The 15969-nt window shown below is 67.3% G+C and carries 15 protein-coding genes and 1 tRNA gene; 6 read left to right on the forward strand and 10 right to left on the reverse strand.

Annotated elements, in window-relative coordinates; all coding sequences use genetic code 11:
* Positions 1-16: 16 nt before the first annotated feature.
* The 6 genes from phaR to AC1DNF_RS09940 all read right to left on the reverse strand — a co-directional run bounded on the left by phaR (position 17) and on the right by AC1DNF_RS09940 (position 4884).
* Positions 17-550 carry a polyhydroxyalkanoate synthesis repressor PhaR gene (phaR, locus tag AC1DNF_RS09915; RefSeq protein WP_478148399.1) on the reverse strand — a complete coding sequence of 178 codons (534 nt, stop codon included), beginning with the start codon at positions 548-550 and terminating at the stop codon, positions 17-19.
* Positions 551-646: 96 nt separating this feature from the next.
* Positions 647-1015 carry a hypothetical protein gene (locus tag AC1DNF_RS09920; protein ID WP_478148400.1) on the reverse strand — a complete coding sequence of 123 codons (369 nt, stop codon included), beginning with the start codon at positions 1013-1015 and terminating at the stop codon, positions 647-649.
* 192 nt (positions 1016-1207) lie between these two features.
* Positions 1208-1284: transfer RNA gene (locus AC1DNF_RS09925), tRNA-Val, on the reverse strand.
* A 48-nt stretch (positions 1285-1332) separates the two neighbouring features.
* Complete coding sequence (locus tag AC1DNF_RS09930) at positions 1333-3519, reverse strand: RelA/SpoT family protein (protein WP_478148468.1); 2187 nt, start codon at positions 3517-3519, stop codon at positions 1333-1335.
* Between the two features lie 236 nt (positions 3520-3755).
* On the reverse strand, positions 3756-4424 hold the full coding sequence (locus tag AC1DNF_RS09935; protein WP_478148469.1) for an SIMPL domain-containing protein: 669 nt from the start codon (positions 4422-4424) through the stop codon (positions 3756-3758).
* 103 nt (positions 4425-4527) lie between these two features.
* Positions 4528-4884, reverse strand: a complete 357-nt coding sequence (locus AC1DNF_RS09940) for a hypothetical protein (protein ID WP_478148401.1) — start codon at positions 4882-4884, stop codon at positions 4528-4530.
* Between the two features lie 171 nt (positions 4885-5055).
* Between AC1DNF_RS09940 and ompR the strand changes: the two genes are divergently transcribed.
* The gene (gene ompR, locus AC1DNF_RS09945) at positions 5056-5787 is read left to right on the forward strand and encodes an osmolarity response regulator transcription factor OmpR (RefSeq protein WP_478148402.1); all 732 of its coding nucleotides are present in this window, start codon (positions 5056-5058) and stop codon (positions 5785-5787) included.
* 82 nt (positions 5788-5869) lie between these two features.
* Complete coding sequence (locus tag AC1DNF_RS09950; RefSeq protein ID WP_478148470.1) at positions 5870-7270, forward strand: sensor histidine kinase; 1401 nt, start codon at positions 5870-5872, stop codon at positions 7268-7270.
* Between the two features lie 41 nt (positions 7271-7311).
* Here AC1DNF_RS09950 and ispF read toward each other — a convergent pair whose 3' ends face one another.
* Positions 7312-7797, reverse strand: coding sequence for a 2-C-methyl-D-erythritol 2,4-cyclodiphosphate synthase (gene ispF, locus AC1DNF_RS09955; RefSeq protein ID WP_478148403.1), 486 nt, complete (start codon positions 7795-7797; stop codon positions 7312-7314).
* Entirely contained in the window at positions 7794-8504 is a 711-nt protein-coding gene (ispD, locus tag AC1DNF_RS09960; RefSeq protein ID WP_478148404.1) for a 2-C-methyl-D-erythritol 4-phosphate cytidylyltransferase, read from the reverse strand. Before ispD ends, ispF begins: the two co-directional genes overlap by 4 nt.
* 102 nt (positions 8505-8606) lie before the next feature.
* Here ispD and mfd point away from each other — a divergent pair, with 102 nt between their 5' ends.
* Together mfd and serB are read left to right on the forward strand one after the other, a co-directional pair.
* Complete coding sequence (mfd, locus tag AC1DNF_RS09965) at positions 8607-12083, forward strand: transcription-repair coupling factor (protein ID WP_478148405.1); 3477 nt, start codon at positions 8607-8609, stop codon at positions 12081-12083.
* Positions 12080-12790, forward strand: coding sequence for a phosphoserine phosphatase SerB (serB, locus tag AC1DNF_RS09970; protein WP_478148406.1), 711 nt, complete (start codon positions 12080-12082; stop codon positions 12788-12790). Before mfd ends, serB begins: the two co-directional genes overlap by 4 nt.
* 25 nt (positions 12791-12815) lie before the next feature.
* On the opposite strand, the gene AC1DNF_RS09975 is transcribed toward serB, so the two are convergent.
* Together AC1DNF_RS09975 and AC1DNF_RS09980 are read right to left on the reverse strand one after the other, a co-directional pair.
* Positions 12816-13133 carry a DUF6172 family protein gene (locus tag AC1DNF_RS09975; protein ID WP_478148407.1) on the reverse strand — a complete coding sequence of 106 codons (318 nt, stop codon included), beginning with the start codon at positions 13131-13133 and terminating at the stop codon, positions 12816-12818.
* 6 nt (positions 13134-13139) lie between these two features.
* Complete coding sequence (locus AC1DNF_RS09980) at positions 13140-14327, reverse strand: aminotransferase-like domain-containing protein (protein WP_478148408.1); 1188 nt, start codon at positions 14325-14327, stop codon at positions 13140-13142.
* Positions 14328-14422: 95 nt separating this feature from the next.
* On the opposite strand from AC1DNF_RS09980, the gene nth reads away from it, so the two are divergent.
* Positions 14423-15061 (forward strand): endonuclease III, encoded by a 639-nt coding sequence (gene nth, locus AC1DNF_RS09985; protein WP_478148409.1) that lies wholly within the window; start codon positions 14423-14425, stop codon positions 15059-15061.
* Between the two features lie 68 nt (positions 15062-15129).
* Positions 15130-15969 (forward strand): Ivy family c-type lysozyme inhibitor, encoded by an 840-nt coding sequence (locus AC1DNF_RS09990; protein WP_478148410.1) that lies wholly within the window; start codon positions 15130-15132, stop codon positions 15967-15969.

Raw genomic sequence — 15969 nt, forward strand, 5'->3', positions numbered from 1 at the left:
GGCCGCCGCGCCCCGCTCAGGGCCGTTTGATGCCGAAAGCGCCCAGAACCTGCTCGGTGTTCTTCTGCATCTGCTCCTGCATCTGCAGGAAGACTTTCTTGGACTGTTCGACGTAATTGCCCATCAAGCCTTGCAGCATCGGCGACTGCATCGTCATGAACTTGGACCACATCTCGGGCGTCAGACCCTCCGCCTTCTCGGCGAGTTGCGCCTGCACCTCGGTCATCGCCTGTATGTTCTTCTCGAGGTACGGCCCCATGTAGCTCTGCATGGCCTGGCCATAGAAACGGATGATGCTGGCGAGCACCTGTTCGGTGAACATCGGGGCTCCTCCTGCCTCTTCTTCGAGAATGATCTGCAGCAGAATGCTGCGCGTGAGGTCGTCCCCGGTCTTCGCGTCGCGCACCACGAATGGCGACTTGTTCATCACGAGCAGCTTCACCTCGGTGAGCGTGATGTACGTGGAGGTTTCCGTGTCGTAGAGCCTTCGGTTTGGATACTTCTTGATCACCCGCTGGACCGGCTTGGTACCGGACTTCTTGCTCTGCACTAAATGCTCCTAAGTGTTTCACGCCAGGGCGCGCGACCGATTCTAGGGAGCGGCCCTGCGACACCGCGCCAAGGTTTACCCTGAGCGAGGGAGGGGTCAGTCCAGCGAGGTCGCGTACTCCGCGCCGCAGACCTTGCATGCCGCGGATTCGGGGCGCTGTTCGGTGGTTTCGCGGTAGTGCAACGGGCTCTTGATGCCGTTGAATACCCAGCACCGCGGGCAGTGCTCCTGGCCTGCGACCGGAAGATAGCCGCGCGCGCGCTGCTCCGCTCGCTCCCGCGTGACCAGGCCACCCTGCCGCACGGTGCGGGCGACATCCTCGGCCGCCATGGTGCCGGCACGGCCGTTGGCACGGTCGTTGAGTCCGTAGACGACGCGCGCAAACTCGAGGGGCGCCTGCTTGACCAGCGCCGCGAGGCGAAGCTCTTCGAGCGCCGGATCGATCTCTGCCGCTGGCGTATTCATCTGATCCCTGGGTCAATTGCTTTGAAGGTGACGGAAAGCCAAGGTACCACAACTGGCAGGCAATTCGCCAGTCGTACAAAGGCCATATACCGTCGCGCAGATCAACACCCCGGTGGATGCGGAGAGATGAAATACGGGGTTGGTTGCGATGCGCTGTCGGCCGGTGGTTAAGCGGCGCTGCGATCGAAAAATTGGTAGGCGCGATTGGACTCGAACCAACGACCCCCACCATGTCAAGGTGGTGCTCTAACCAGCTGAGCTACGCGCCTAAGGATGTGTCCGAGAGCCTGAATTGTAGCAGGCCGCGAGGCCGCTTTTCAGCGACGACGCGCAGATCGCACACCGGACACCGCTGCCACGACGTTCAACACTTGCGCGAGCTTCGCGGCATCGGCGATCTCGATGGTGAAAGTCATCCACGCCGTGCCCTTGACGGACTGCGTCTGTACGCCAATCACGTTCATCTTCTCGCGCGCAAACACGTCGGAGATGTCGCGCAGCAAGCCCTGCCGATCGGCAGCTTCCACGGCGACGTCGACGGGATACACCGAACCCGCGTCGCCTTTCGATGCGCCCCATTCGACATCGATCACGCGCTCGGCATTGTGATTCGCCATCGTGCGGAAGTTGCTGCAGTCCGCACGGTGGATGCTGACGCCATGGCCGCGCGTCACGAAGCCGCGAATCGCGTCGGGCGGCGCGGGCTTGCAGCACTTGGCGAGCTGCGTCATCAGCGAGGACACGCCCACCACCAGCACACCGCCCCGCGCCGACTCGTTGCCGCGGGCCTTCTTGATGACGACCCCTTCATCCGGCCCGGGCACGGGCTCCGGCGGCCGCAGCAGCGTCTCGATGTTGCGCAGCGAAAACTCGTCCTTGCCCACCACCTCGAACAGCGCGTCCGCCGACTTGAAGCCGAGCTGCGAGGCCAGGTCTTCGAGCTTCAGCGCCGTCTTGCCCTCGCGCTGCAACACCTTCTCGACCGCTTCGCGACCACGTGCCACCGTCTCGTGTGTGATCTGCGCGTTGAACCAGGCGCGCACCTTCGCGCGCGCCCGATGGCTCGCGAGATAGCCCAGATCCGCATTGAGCCAGTCGCGCGACGGGCCGCCTTCCTTCGCCGCGATGATCTCGACCGTCTGGCCGTTCTGAAGCGGCGTGTTGAGCGGAACCATCGCGCCATCCACGCGCGCGCCGCGACAACGGTGCCCCAGGCTGGTGTGGACCGTGTAGGCGAAGTCCACCGCCGTCGCGCCTTGAGGCAGCTCGACGATCGCCGCATCGGGCGTCAGTACATAGATGCGGTCATCGAAGAGCCCGCGCCCTTGCGAGCCACCCGAGAGGTCACGCTCCCAGGCCAGCAGCTGCCGCAGCACCGCGATCTTGGCGTCGTACTCTCCGCTCGCCCAGACGCCGGCGTAGCCCTTGTGGCCGGCTTCCTTGTAGGCCCAGTGGGCCGCCACGCCGTGCTCGGCATGGTCGTGCATTTCTTCGGTGCGGATCTGGATCTCGATCGGCTTGCCGACCTGCCCATGGACCACCTCGCGCACTACCGTGTGCAGCGACTGGTAGCCATTCGGCTTCGGCCGCGCGATGTAGTCGTCGAACTCCTCGTCGATGGGCCGGAAGTGCGAGTGCACCCAGGCCAGCGCGCCATAGCAATCCTTGACGTCTGCCACCACGACGCGCAGCGCCATGATGTCGAAGACCTGCGCGAAGTCGAGTGACTTTCCGCGCATCTTCTTGACGATGCTGTAGATATTCTTCGGCCGGCCCTGCACGGTGGCCTTGATCCCCTCGGCCATCAGATCGCGCTCGAGCTTGGCGCGCAGCTGTTCGACATAGCCCTCGCGCTCGATGCGCTTCTCATCGAGCAGCCGGGCGATGAGCTTGTAGGTCTCGGGTTCGAGAAAGCGGAACGAGAGATCCTCGATCTCCCACTTGACCTGCCAGATGCCCAGGCGGTTCGCCAGGGGCGCGAAAACCTGCAGCGATTCGCGCGCCACGCCCTCGGGCACCGGCTGCTTGCTCGCCGCCGCATGGCGCAGCGTCTGCAGGCGCGATGCCAGACGCAGCATCACCACGCGCAGATCGCGCGAGAACGCCAGCAGCATCTTGCGCACGTTCTCGGTCTGTGCTTCCGCGCCGTCCGCCAGATGGGCGTTGGCCGTCGCCGAGCGCGCCTGCTTCTGCACGAACACAAGCTTGGTCGTCTCCACCGCGAGCGCGGCGAAGTTGTCGCCGAACACCTTGGCGATCACCTCCTGCGGGCGATTCAGGTGCTGGCATGAATAGACCAGGTAGCTCGCCGCCTGCATCGCTTCCGAACCGCCCATCGCGGCAACGATCTTGGCCACCGCATCGGCATGCGCGAGCGTGTTCTCGCCGGTGTCCAGCGTTTCGTCGGCGATCAGGGGTTCGGCAAAGGCGCGGGCACGCGCGAGCATGTTCTCGACCACCGGCGTGCGGTCCGCGGTGGCGGCGGACAGCGGATAGTCGATCATGCCGGCGGCGGAGACGCCAGCCATCTGGAGATTGGGTTGCTCGCGTTTCACGCCGTCGAATCCGGGTGATCCCGCCCCGTCCATCTCATGGGGGCCGTGGCGTCCTCACGGGTGTGATGAAGAACGGACTCTGTCATGAAGAAAAGGAAGCGTCGCGGTGAAATGAATCGTCTCGCTGCATCCTAATTCATCCGGGGTTTGCTCACACGCGAGCAACTCCCCACGGCCATGGCGGCCTATTTCAGCTGAACCGAACCCGAGACATTGACCACCACGCTGGTCTTGCCGGCTTCGATCGGCACCGGCGCATCCGACGCCACCTTCGACGAAGCCTCCATCGCCATCATGCGCGGGCGGATGGGCCCGCCCTCGTTGGCATTGACGGATACCTCGCGCAGCGTGTAGCCGCCGAAGCCGAAGCCCTTGGCGAGTTCGCCGGCCTTCTGCTTGAAGTTGTCGATCGCGATCGTCTGCGCCTCGGCCTCGACCTTGGCGCGAGCCTCGCGGCTCAGGCCGAAACCGATGCTCCCGACCGTCAGCGTCGAAATGCGGCCCGCGGTCTGTGTGATGCGAGGGAAGTCCCGGCCCTCCAGCACGAGTTCGGTCGAGCCCTGCCAGCCGTTGATCTTGCCGTCGCGCGTGTAGCGCGGCGACAGGCTGAAATTGCCGGTCCGCACGTCGAGCTGGCCGGGCTGCGCGTTCCTGCGCGCCTCGGCCAGGGCGGCATCGAGCGCCGTCTTGAGCTGCGTCTGCACCGCTGCCGCGTCGGGCGCATCACGGGTCGTGGTGAGCCTCATGCTCAGCAGGTCCTGCTGGACCTCGACCGTGCCCGTGGCCGAAAGCTGCAGCACGTTCTGCGGGGGCGACCAGGGCGCGCCCTGAGCCATCGCCGCGCCTGCACTCATCAACACCGCGCAAGCCGCGATCCATCTGACATTGTTCAAAACTGATTCCTGCCCGGAAAAAAGAGAGCCAAATGGCATGCCCGAGGCGCCTTGCGGGCGACACTCAGGGACGCTGGCTGCGCGGACCGGTCGATAACCTGTCGCTCGACATGGACAGCGGCGCGATCCGTTCAGCCGGTTGCGATTCTGCCGATCTGACCACATCCTGCCGTGGCGCCCACTGCTCGCGCACCTGCGAGCGCAGTTCGGCGAGTTCGGCCGGCGTGAGACGGCGCCCCGCCGCGGCCTCCTCCCGCTGCACCTCCTCGCGCGTCGCCGCCCGGTGCGCCTCGACTGCAACGCGCAACTCATTGCGCCGTTGTACGCCGAGCGGCGCCGGCCCGGGCGGTCCCGCCCAGGCGGAAAGGCCAAGGTCGGCAAAAAGCAGAATCGGCACGAGAAGAAGAGGGACAGATTTCATGGAGGCCCATCAAGCGGAAAATTGACTGTGCCACCGCTGCGCAAGGCACAGGCGTCTGGAAGGCGAGCACCCGCAAGTTTTGTAACTTAGTGTCAAAGCACTACGAAAACCGGCTCAATGGGGTCGCAACAGAGCCAGAATTGGTGCTGTTACAAATTCGGCGTTGTAGAAATGAATCAAGCACCTGCCCGCACAGACAAGATCGTCATCGTCGACGATGACGCGCGCATCCGCGACCTGCTGCGCCGCTACCTGACCCAGGAAGGCTTCGAGGTCATCGTCGCGGAAGACAGCAAGGCGCTCAACCGCATCCTGCTTCGCGACACGGTCGACCTGATCGTGCTGGACCTGATGATGCCCGGCGAAGACGGCCTCTCCGTCTGCCGCCGCCTGCGAGCGGCCAACGACCGCACCCCCATCATCATGCTGACCGCCAAGGGCGAGGACGTCGACCGCATCGTCGGACTCGAAGTCGGTGCCGACGACTACCTGGGCAAGCCCTTCAACCCGCGCGAACTGCTGGCGCGCGTCCACGCGGTCCTGCGCCGCCGCCCGCCGCTCGAAGCGCCCGGGGCGCCGTCGACGGAGAACGAAACGGTCAACTTCGGCCCCTTCAGCTTCGATCTCGGTTCGCGCGCGCTGAAGAAGGATGGCGAGGAACTTTCCCTGACCACCGGCGAGTTCGCCATGCTCAAGGCGCTGGTGCGGCATCCTCGCCAGCCGCTGTCGCGCGAGAAGCTGGCCCAACTGGCACGCGGGCGCGAGTTCGAGCCCTTCGACCGCAGCCTGGACGTGCAGATCTCGCGCTTGCGCAAGCTGGTCGAATCCGACGCCGCGGCGCCGCGCTACATCCAGACGGTCTGGGGTGTCGGCTACGTGTTCGTGCCGGACGGCACGACCTGAAGCGCTGACCCACGTGGCCGCCACGATCGGCCCCCAGACGACGCAGCCGAGTCCCCTTGCCGAGGACGGCCCGCAGGTCACCCTGCCAAGTCCTCTGGAGGGTCTCGGCCAGTCGCGGCGAAGACCCAGGCTCCAGCTGGGCCTGAGCCTCTTCTGGCGAACTTTCTTTCTGCTGGTGCTGCTGCTGGTCGGCTGCACGGTTGCCTGGCTGCAGACCTTCCGCGCGCTCGAATACGAGCCGCGCGCCATCCAGACCGCGCACCAGATCGCCTCGCTGGTGAACCTCACGCGCGCCGCGCTGGTCTATTCCGACGCCATCACCCGCGTATCGCTGATCAAGACCCTGGCGGACCAGGAGGGCGTGCGCATCCTGCCGCGCGAGCCGAACGACCGTTTCCTGCCCTACACCAGCGGCGCGCTCGACCAGCGTGTGACCGAGGAGCTCATCGCCCGGCTCGGCGAGGGCACGACCGTGGCGAGCCGCGTCAACGACGAGCCCGGGCTCTGGATCGGCTTCACGATCGAGAGCGACACCTACTGGCTGCTGGTCGACCCGACCCGCTTCAGTCGGCTGGACCGGCGCACCTGGCTGGTCTGGCTGGCGACGACCATGTCGATCTCGCTGGCCGGCGCGGCCTTGATCACCGGACTCATCAACCGGCCGCTGAAGCAGCTCTCCCAGGCCACCATGCAGGTGCGCGAGGGCGAATACGAGGCCCACCGGCTCGACGAGCGCGCGCGCACCAACGAGATCCGCGCCGTGAACGTCGGCTTCAACCGCATGGCCGACCAGCTCGCCAAGATCGAGCAGGACCGTGCGGTGATGCTGGCCGGTATTTCGCACGACCTGCGCACCCCTCTTGCGCGGCTGCGGCTCGAAACCGAGATGAGCGTGGCGGACGAGGATGCCCGCGACCACATGGCCGCCGACATCGCGCAGCTCGATGCCATCATCGACAAGTTCCTCGACTACGCCCGGCCCGACCATGTCGACTTCAGGCCGGTGCTGCTGCGCGACGTCATCGATGCCTGTACCTATGCGGTGCAGGATCACGAGGACATCAAGATCACGGTCGACGTGCCGCCCGACCTGCGCGTGATGGCCGACGAAGTCGAGCTCCAGCGCGTCATCTCCAACCTGGTCGAGAACGCGAGGCGCTACGGCAAGACGCCGGCCACCGGCGTCGCCGACATCGCGATCCAGGCGCAGGCGCACAACGACGCGGTGCTCATCAAGGTGCGCGACCACGGCGCCGGCGTCGCGCCGGCCATGCTGTCGCAGCTGAGCAAGCCTTTCTTCCGAGGCGACGTCGCCCGCACCTCCGCGGCCGGCGCGGGCCTCGGCCTGTCGATCGTGACGAAGAACATCGAGCGCATGGGAGGCACCTTCGCGCTCACGAGCACGCCCGGCCGGGGTCTGGCGGCGCACATCCGCATGCCCCGCGCCGCCTCGGCCAAGCCCGAGCCCCCCCCAGCCAAGTAAACGAAGGCCTCCTTTCAGGGGGGCAACACCGGTGGCCCGGGTTAGCGATGCACCATGACGACGGCACGCGCCTCCATCGCCCGCCCCTCGCCCACCGGCCCCAGCTTCTCGGCCGTCTTCGCCTTCACATTCACCTGCTCGACATCGATTTCCAGCGCGGCCGCGATGCGCGCGCACATCGCCGGGATATGCGGCGCCAGCCTGGGCGCCTGGGCGATCACGGTGCTGTCGACATTGCCGATCTGCCAGCCGGCCGCGCGCACGCGGCGCGCCGCCTCGGCAAGCAGCGCGCTCGAGTCGGCGCCGCGGAACTGCGGATCGGTGTCTGGAAAGTGCCGCCCGATGTCGCCGAGCCCGGCCGCGCCGAGCAAGGCATCGGTGATCGCATGCAACAGCACGTCGGCATCCGAATGACCGAGCAACCCCGTGACGTGAGGCACCTCGACGCCGCCCAGAATCAGCTTGCGGCCGGCGACCAATTGATGAACGTCCCAGCCTTCGCCGACACGGAGATGAAAGGCGGTCATTGGCCAGGCCTCCGGCTGCGCAACACCGCCTCCGCCACGGCGAAGTCCTCGGCGTAGGTGATCTTCAGGTTCTGCGCGCTGCCCGGCACGAGCAACGGGGCCAGGCCCATCGCCTCGATCGCGGCGGCCTCGTCGGTCACCGCGTCGCCGGCCCGCTCCAGCGCGTCGAGCAGCATGCCGATGCGAAACATCTGCGGCGTCTGCGCCAGCCACTTGTCGGCGCGCGTCAGCGTGCTTGCCACCCGTCCCTCGGGTGAAGCGACCTTGAGCGTATCCGCCAGCCGATGGGCCAGCAGACCGCCGACATGATCATGCTCGCAGGCCGCGATCAAGGCCTCGATCTGCGTCGGCACCACCAGGCAGCGCGCGGCATCGTGCACCAGCACCCAGTCGTGGGGGCCGGCTCCGGCCTGCCTCAAGGCCCGCAGGCCGTTGCGCACGGTGGCGGCACGGGTCGCGCCGCCCACGCGCAGAAGAAGCTCGCCAGCCGCCGGAAAGCGCGGCAGCACGACCTCCACGTCCGCGTCGTCGGGCGCCACCACCAGCGCGATGCCCTCGAACACGCCGACGAGCGAGCGGAAGGCCTCGAGGGTGTGGCCCACCATCGGACGGCCCGCGATCCGCTGGTACTGCTTGGGGCCCTTGCCGCCCGCGCGGCTGCCCGCGCCCGCGCAGGGAATCAATGCGAAAAGACGAGAAGCGGTCATGAACTTGTTCCGTGGCCAGCGGCAGTGGGGCAGCCATTCTAGAATCGGCCATCACACCCCTCGCCCGTCGGCGCGGGGTGTTCTGCATTTCCCAGGCACTCCATGGACCTCCCCCATCTCACGCCGGGCAAGCGTTTCACGCTGCCGCGCCCACCGCTGTCGGCCGACGCGCTGCTGCTCGCGCAGCTGGCCGAACGCGAGAAATCGGCAGGCCGCGCCACCGCCGTCTTCACCGCCGACGCGAACGACGCGCAACGGCTCATCGACGAAATCGCCTTCTTCGCGCCCGAACTGCGCTGCGCCCTCTTCCCCGACTGGGAAACGCTGCCCTACGACAGCTTCTCCCCGCACCAGGACTTGATCAGCGAGCGCCTGGCCACCCTCTGGCGCATCAGCCAGAAGGAGGCGGACGTGGTGCTCGTGCCCGCGACCACCGCGCTCTACCGCCTGGCGCCGCCCTCCTTCCTGGCCGGCTACACCTTTCACTTCAAGACCCGGCAGAAGCTGCAGGAGTCGAAGCTCAAGGCGCAGCTGACACTCGCCGGCTACAGCCACGTGACACAGGTCGTGAGCCCCGGCGAATACGCCGTGCGCGGCGGCCTGATCGACCTGTTCCCCATGGGCTCGCCGGTACCCTTCCGCGTCGACCTGTTCGATGACGAGATCGACTCGATCCGCACCTTCGACCCCGACACGCAACGCAGTCTCTACCCCGTGCCCGAAGTGCGGCTGCTGCCGGGGCGCGAGTTTCCGATGGACGACGATGCGCGCGCGCGCTTTCGCGGCCGCTGGCGCGAGCTGCTCGAAGGCGACCCGACGCGAAGCCGCATCTACAAGGACATGGGCAACGGCGTCGCGACGGCCGGGATCGAGTACTACCTGCCGCTCTTCTTCGAAGAGACCGCGACGGTCTTCGACTACCTGGGCGCCGAGACCACCGTGGTGCTGCATGGCGAGCTGGAGCCCGCCTTCCAGCACTTCTGGCAGGACACGGGGGAGCGCTATCGCCTGGTCCGCGGAGACCCGGAGCGCCCGGCACTGCCGCCCGAGGCGCTGTTCCTGAGCGCCGAGCAGTTCTACCAGCGGGCGAAGGTCCATGCGCAGCTGGCGATCCGCTCGACCGAAGGCACCCCCTACGCCGAGTTCGAGCAGTTGCCCCCCTTCGCCGTCGCCCGCGGCGCCGACGACCCGCTCGTCAAGCTCAAGGAGCACATCCGCGCCACGCCGCACCGCGTGTTGCTCATCGCCGAAAGCGACGGGCGGCGCGAAAGCCTGCTCGACTTCCTGCGCGCCAGCGGCGTCGGCCCGCCCGCGTTCGACTCGCTCGCCGAATTCGAAGCCTCGCCCGACGAGAAGATCGGCATCGCCACCGCCGCGCTGGTGGCCGGCTTCGCATGGCGCGAGCAAGGCATCGATTTCATCACCGAGACCGAGCTCTTCGCCACCGCCCCCGCGATCCGTCGCCGCAACAAGAAGCAGGAGCAGGTCAGCGACGTCGAGGCGCTGATCAAGGACCTGAGCGAGCTCGCCATCGGCGATCCAGTCGTGCATTCGGCGCACGGCATCGGCCGCTACCGCGGCCTCATCAACATGGACCTCGGCCAGGGCCTCGACGCCGAGGGCAAGCCCCTGCTGCAGGAGATGCTGCACCTGGAGTACGCCGACAAGGCCACGCTCTACGTGCCGGTGTCGCAGCTGCACCTGATCAGCCGCTACACCGGCGTCAGCGCCGAAGAGGCGCCGCTGCACAAGCTCGGCTCCGGCCAGTGGGAAAAGGCCAAGCGCAAGGCGGCCGAGCAGGTGCGCGACTCCGCCGCCGAACTGCTCAACATCTACGCCCGGCGCGCCGCCCGCGAAGGCCATGCCTTCCGCTACTCGGCCGCCGACTACGAGGTGTTTGCCAACGACTTCGGCTTCGACGAAACGGCCGACCAGAAGGCCGCGATCCACGCCGTCATCCAGGACATGATCTCGCCGCAACCGATGGATCGCCTGGTCTGCGGCGACGTCGGCTTCGGCAAGACCGAAGTGGCGCTGCGCGCCGCCTTCATCGCGGTCACGGGCGGCAAGCAGGTCGCCTTCCTGGCGCCGACCACCCTGCTGGCCGAGCAGCACTACCAGACGCTGGTCGACCGCTTCGCCAAGTGGCCGGTCAAGGTGGCCGAGATGAGCCGCTTCCGCTCGACCAAGGAAATCACCACCGCCGCCAAGGGCCTGGCCGACGGCAGCGTGGACATCGTGGTCGGCACCCACAAGCTGCTCTCCCAGTCGGTCAAGTTCAAGAACCTCGGCCTCCTGATCATCGACGAGGAACACCGCTTCGGCGTGCGCCACAAGGAGGCGATGAAGGCGATGCGCGCCGAGGTCGACGTGCTCACGCTCACCGCCACGCCGATCCCGCGCACGCTGGGCATGGCGCTCGAGGGCCTGCGCGACCTGAGCGTGATCGCCACCGCCCCGCAGCGGCGGCTGGCCATCAAGACCTTCGTGCGCAACGAAGGCACCGGCGTCATCCGCGAAGCCGTGCTGCGCGAGCTCAAGCGCGGGGGGCAGGTCTACTTCCTGCACAACGAGGTCGAGACCATCCAGAACCGGCGCCAGAAGCTCGAGGAAATCCTGCCCGAGGCGCGCATCGCCGTCGCCCACGGCCAGATGCCCGAGCGCGACCTGGAGCGCGTCATGCGCGACTTCGTCGCCCAGCGCTACAACCTGCTGCTGTGCTCGACCATCATCGAGACCGGCATCGACGTGCCGACCGCCAACACCATCGTCATGAGCCGCGCCGACAAGTTCGGCCTGGCCCAGCTCCACCAGTTGCGCGGGCGCGTGGGCCGCAGCCACCATCAGGCCTACGCCTACCTCATGGTGCCCGACATCGACGGGCTGACCAAGCAGGCGGCGCAGCGCCTGGACGCCATCCAACAGATGGAAGAACTCGGCTCCGGCTTCTACCTCGCCATGCACGACCTGGAGATCCGCGGCGCCGGCGAGGTGCTGGGCGAGAACCAGAGCGGCAACATGCTGGAGATCGGCTTCCAGCTCTACAACGAGATGCTGGCCGAAGCGGTGCGCTCGCTCAAGGCCGGCCAGGAACCCGACCTGCTGGCTCCGCTCAGCGTGACGACCGAGATCAACCTGCACGCGCCCGCCCTGCTGCCCGACGACTATTGCGGCGACGTGCACCTGCGCCTGTCCTTCTACAAGAAGCTGGCAACGGCCAGGACGCCCGATCAGATCGACACGCTGCTCGAAGAAATAGTCGACCGCTTCGGCAAGCTGCCGCCGCAGGCGCAGACCCTGATCGACGTGCACCGGCTGCGGGTGCTGGCGCGGCCCTATGGCGTGGTCAAGGTCGACGCGGCACCGGGCGTGATCAACATCACCTTCAAGAAGGACCCGCCGATCGACGCGATGAACATCATCAGCCTGATCCAGAAGAACAAGCACATCAAGCTCGCCGGCAACGAGAAGCTGCGCATCGAGCGCGAACTCAAGGACCCCAAGGACCGCGCGCAGATGGTGCGCGACGTGCTTCGCAGCCTCGGGCAACCCCAGGTCCAGCAACCCGCCCCCGTATGACCCCCCAAGAAATCGCTCCCGGCCTGGTGATCCAGCGCTTCACGCCGCCGCTGATGCTCGCCGACTTCAGGCTCATCGCCTTCGACATGGACTCGACGCTGATCAACATCGAGTGCATCGACGAGATCGCCGACGCGGTCGGAAAGAAGGCCGAGGTCGCGGCCATCACCGAAGCCACGATGCGCGGCGAAATCCCGGACTTCAAGGAAAGCCTGCGCCGCCGCGTCGCGCTGCTGCGGGGCGTGCCGGTGGCGGCCCTGCAGGAGGTCCACGACCAGCGCCTGCGCCTGAACCCCGGCGCCGAACAGCTCGTCGATGCCTGCAAGGCCGCCGGCCTGAAGGTGCTGCTGGTCTCCGGCGGCTTCACCTTCTTCGCCAACCGCGTGAAGGACCGTCTGCGCATCGACTTCGCGCGCTCCAACATGCTGGACGAAGCCGACGGCCTCCTCACGGGCCGCGTGATGCAGCAGTCGTGGGGCGACATCTGCGACGGCGCGGAAAAGCGCCGCACCCTGCTGGAGGTCGCCTCGCTGCTGGGCATCTCGGCCAACGAGACCATCGCGGTGGGCGACGGCGCCAACGACCTGCCGATGATGGCCGAGGCCGGCCTTTCGGTGGCCTACCACGCCAAGCCCAAGGTGCGCGAACAGGCGATGGTCGCCATCGACGAAGGCGGCCTCGACCGCCTGCTGGAAGTCCTGCGCTAGCCCGAGACGCCTGAGACGCCCGCCCTCAGGGCTGCGGCTGCTCCGCGTCAGGCTTGGGCGGCTTGGCCGCCCGGTGGCCCGGCTTGGCCAGGATCTCGATGTAGAACTGCGTGCCGGCTTCCTTGGCCACGCCGTCGATCAGCCCCGTGATGGCGGCGAGATGCACCGGTTCGGCACCCTCGGATGTCGCGCCGAACTTGCAGTCGAAGTCCCAGTAGTCCGCGCCCTCGGGCAGTTCGCGGCGCCGCTCGCGCTTGATGTACTTGCGGATCTCGTGCTTGACCGCGTCCAGGACCCGGTCGGGATTCTTTCCCTCGGGCCGGAGTTGAAATGTTTTTCTCATGGTCCCTTATAACGCGGCGCCCAGACGGGCGATGCCTTCCTCGATCTTCTCGACGTTCGCCGTCGCGAAGCTCAGGCGCAGCGTCGCGACATCGGGCTTCTCCGCGAAGAAGGGCGCGCCCGGCACGAAGGCGACCAGCTTCTCGATGGCCCTCTTGGCCAACACGTTGGCATCGGCGATCTTGCCGTTCGCGCCGGTGAGCCGCGCCCAGAAGAACAACCCGCCGCCCGGCTGCTCGAAGGCAATCGCGTCGCCGAGCTCGCGCTTGAGCGCCGCCCCCATGGCCCGCGCCCGCTCGCCGTAGACCTTGCGCACGTTGGCGAGCGTGGCCGGCATGCGTCCGCTCTTGAGGTACTGCGCCGCCGTCGCCTGCGCGAAGGTGCTGGTGTGGGCATCGCTGAACTGCTTGCACATGGTCGCCTTGGCGAGCAGCTCCGCGGGCGCGATCATCCAGCCGATGCGCAGACCCGGGCTCAGCACCTTGCTGAGGCTGCCGCAATGCGCGACCAGTTCGCGGCTGCCCGGCACCTCCCTGGTGAGCGACAGGATCGATGGCGGCGGCGGCTCGCCGAAGTACAGGTCGCCATAGGGGTCGTCCTCGACGATCAGCGTCTGGTACTTGACCGCCATCTCCAGCACTTTCCTGCGCCGCTCCAGGCTCAGCATCGCGCCGCTGGGGTTGCCGAAGGTGGGGATCAGGTAGACGAACTTCGGCTTGTGCTCGGCGATGAGTTTCTCCAGCTCGTCGGTCTTCACGCCGTTGGCGTCGATCGGCGCGCTGATGAGCTGCGCGCCGTAGAGCCGGAAGCACTGGATGGTCGCGAGGAAGGTCGGCCCTTCGACGATCACCTTGTCGCCGGGGGAGATCATCGTCTTGCCCAGCAGGTCGAGCGCCTGCTGGCTGCCGGTGGTCACGATCAGGCCGCTGGGGTCCACATCGACGCCCTTGGTCTTCATGAAGGCGCTGAGTTGGGTGCGCAGCGGCTCGTAGCCCTCGGTCGCGCCGTACTGCAGCGCGCCGCCGGGCTCTTCGGCCAGCGCCCTGGCACTCGCCTCCTTCAGCCCTTCGACGTCGAACATCGCGCTGTCCGGAAACCCGCCCGCGAAGCTGATGATGCCGGGCGTGCCGAGCAGCTTGAAGAGTTCGCGGATGGCGGAGGTTTCGACGTTGTCGAGGCGGGAGGCGAATTGCATGAGAACCTTCTGTCGGAGAGTTGCAGGCCCGATTGTCGCAATTTCGGCGCCGGCCGCCCGGCCATGGGGAAGCCGGTACTAGACTCCCGCGCACGATGAAAAAATCCGAGATCGAGTCCTTCTTCGCGACCCTGCAGGCAGCCAACCCCACCCCCGAGACCGAACTCGAATACACCAATCCCTTCGAGCTTCTGGCGGCCGTGCTGCTGTCGGCGCAGGCCACCGATGTCGGCGTCAACAAGGCCACGCGCAAGCTCTTCCCGGTCGCCAACACACCGCAGGCCATCCTCGACCTGGGCGTCGAGGGGCTCGAGAGCCACATCAAGACCATCGGCCTCTACCGCAGCAAGGCCAGGCACCTGGTCGAGGCCTGCCGCATCCTCGTCGAGCGGCATGGCGGCGAGGTGCCCAGGACGCGCGCCGAGCTGGAGGCCCTGCCGGGCGTCGGCCGCAAGACGGCCAACGTGGTGCTCAACGTCGCCTTCGGCGAGCCCACCATGGCGGTCGACACGCACATCTTTCGCGTCGGCAACCGCACCGGCCTGGCGCCGGGCAAGACCCCGCTCGAAGTCGAGCTCAAGCTCGAGAAGCGCGTACCGCCCCAGTACCGGCTGCATGCGCACCACTGGCTGATCCTGCACGGCCGCTACGTCTGCGTGGCGCGCAAGCCGATGTGCTGGCGCTGCGCTGTGTCGGCCTTCTGCGACTACAAGCCGAAGACGCCCGCGCCCTGAACCGGAGCGTGGCTCGGCGGGGGCCCTCCTCTCTTGCGGAGCCGGCCTCGCGGCCCGATGATCCTTCGATGCCGAACAAGCCTCGATTGCTCATGCTCTGCGCCCTTGCGGCGCTCGCCCTGCCAGGCTGGGCTCGCGAACGACTCGACGGCGGCGTCATCGCCCGCTTCGGAGGCACCTACTCGACCGAGTGCGGCAATCCCTCGGCGCCGCGCGTGCGGGTGCTGCCCGATGCGCTCCTGGTCGAGGGCAACAACAGGCGCGTGGTCGGCGCCGACCCGCAGGCCTCCTACAGCTACCTCGGGAACTCGCCGCCCAGGAGCTTCGAGGTCGCGTTGCTGAGCCAGGTGCGCGGCATGCCGGAGCTTCTCTTCATGGTCAGCAGCGATCTCGGCGGCAACTACATCGAAGTCGAGGCGGACCCGAAGATCCGCGCATCCCTCGGAGCGAAGCCCGGGCAGAAGTACCGCCAGTGCGAGGCCACGCTGGCTATCGGCCCCCCGCCACCGGCGCCCAGCCAGCCGCCCGCGCCGCCCAAGGCGCCTGCCGCGGTCGCCGACGACGCCGACGGCGCCGCCAGGCTGGTCGCGGAGCCGCGCTTCGGCAGGACCTGGCGCGCCATGCTGGGCCCCCTGGCCCGCGAACCCTGGATCGCCAACATGAACGGCCCCTCGCCCCCGCCACGCTGGGTCGACGCGGTCGGCAATCGCTATGTGTTCAACGCCTTCTGCAAGCCGCACGACTGCAGCGACAACAACGCGGTGCAGCTCTACAACCCCGGCGAAGAACACATCTTCGGCCTCCTCCATCGCGTGAGCGGAGAGACCCTGCTCGGCAACCCATCGCCCGCGATCACGAGCGAACTGCGGCGGCTCTGGCGAGCGGAGTGGCACCCGTCATCGCGCTAG

It is taken from the genome of Variovorax sp. 01T432 (assembly GCF_056398605.1).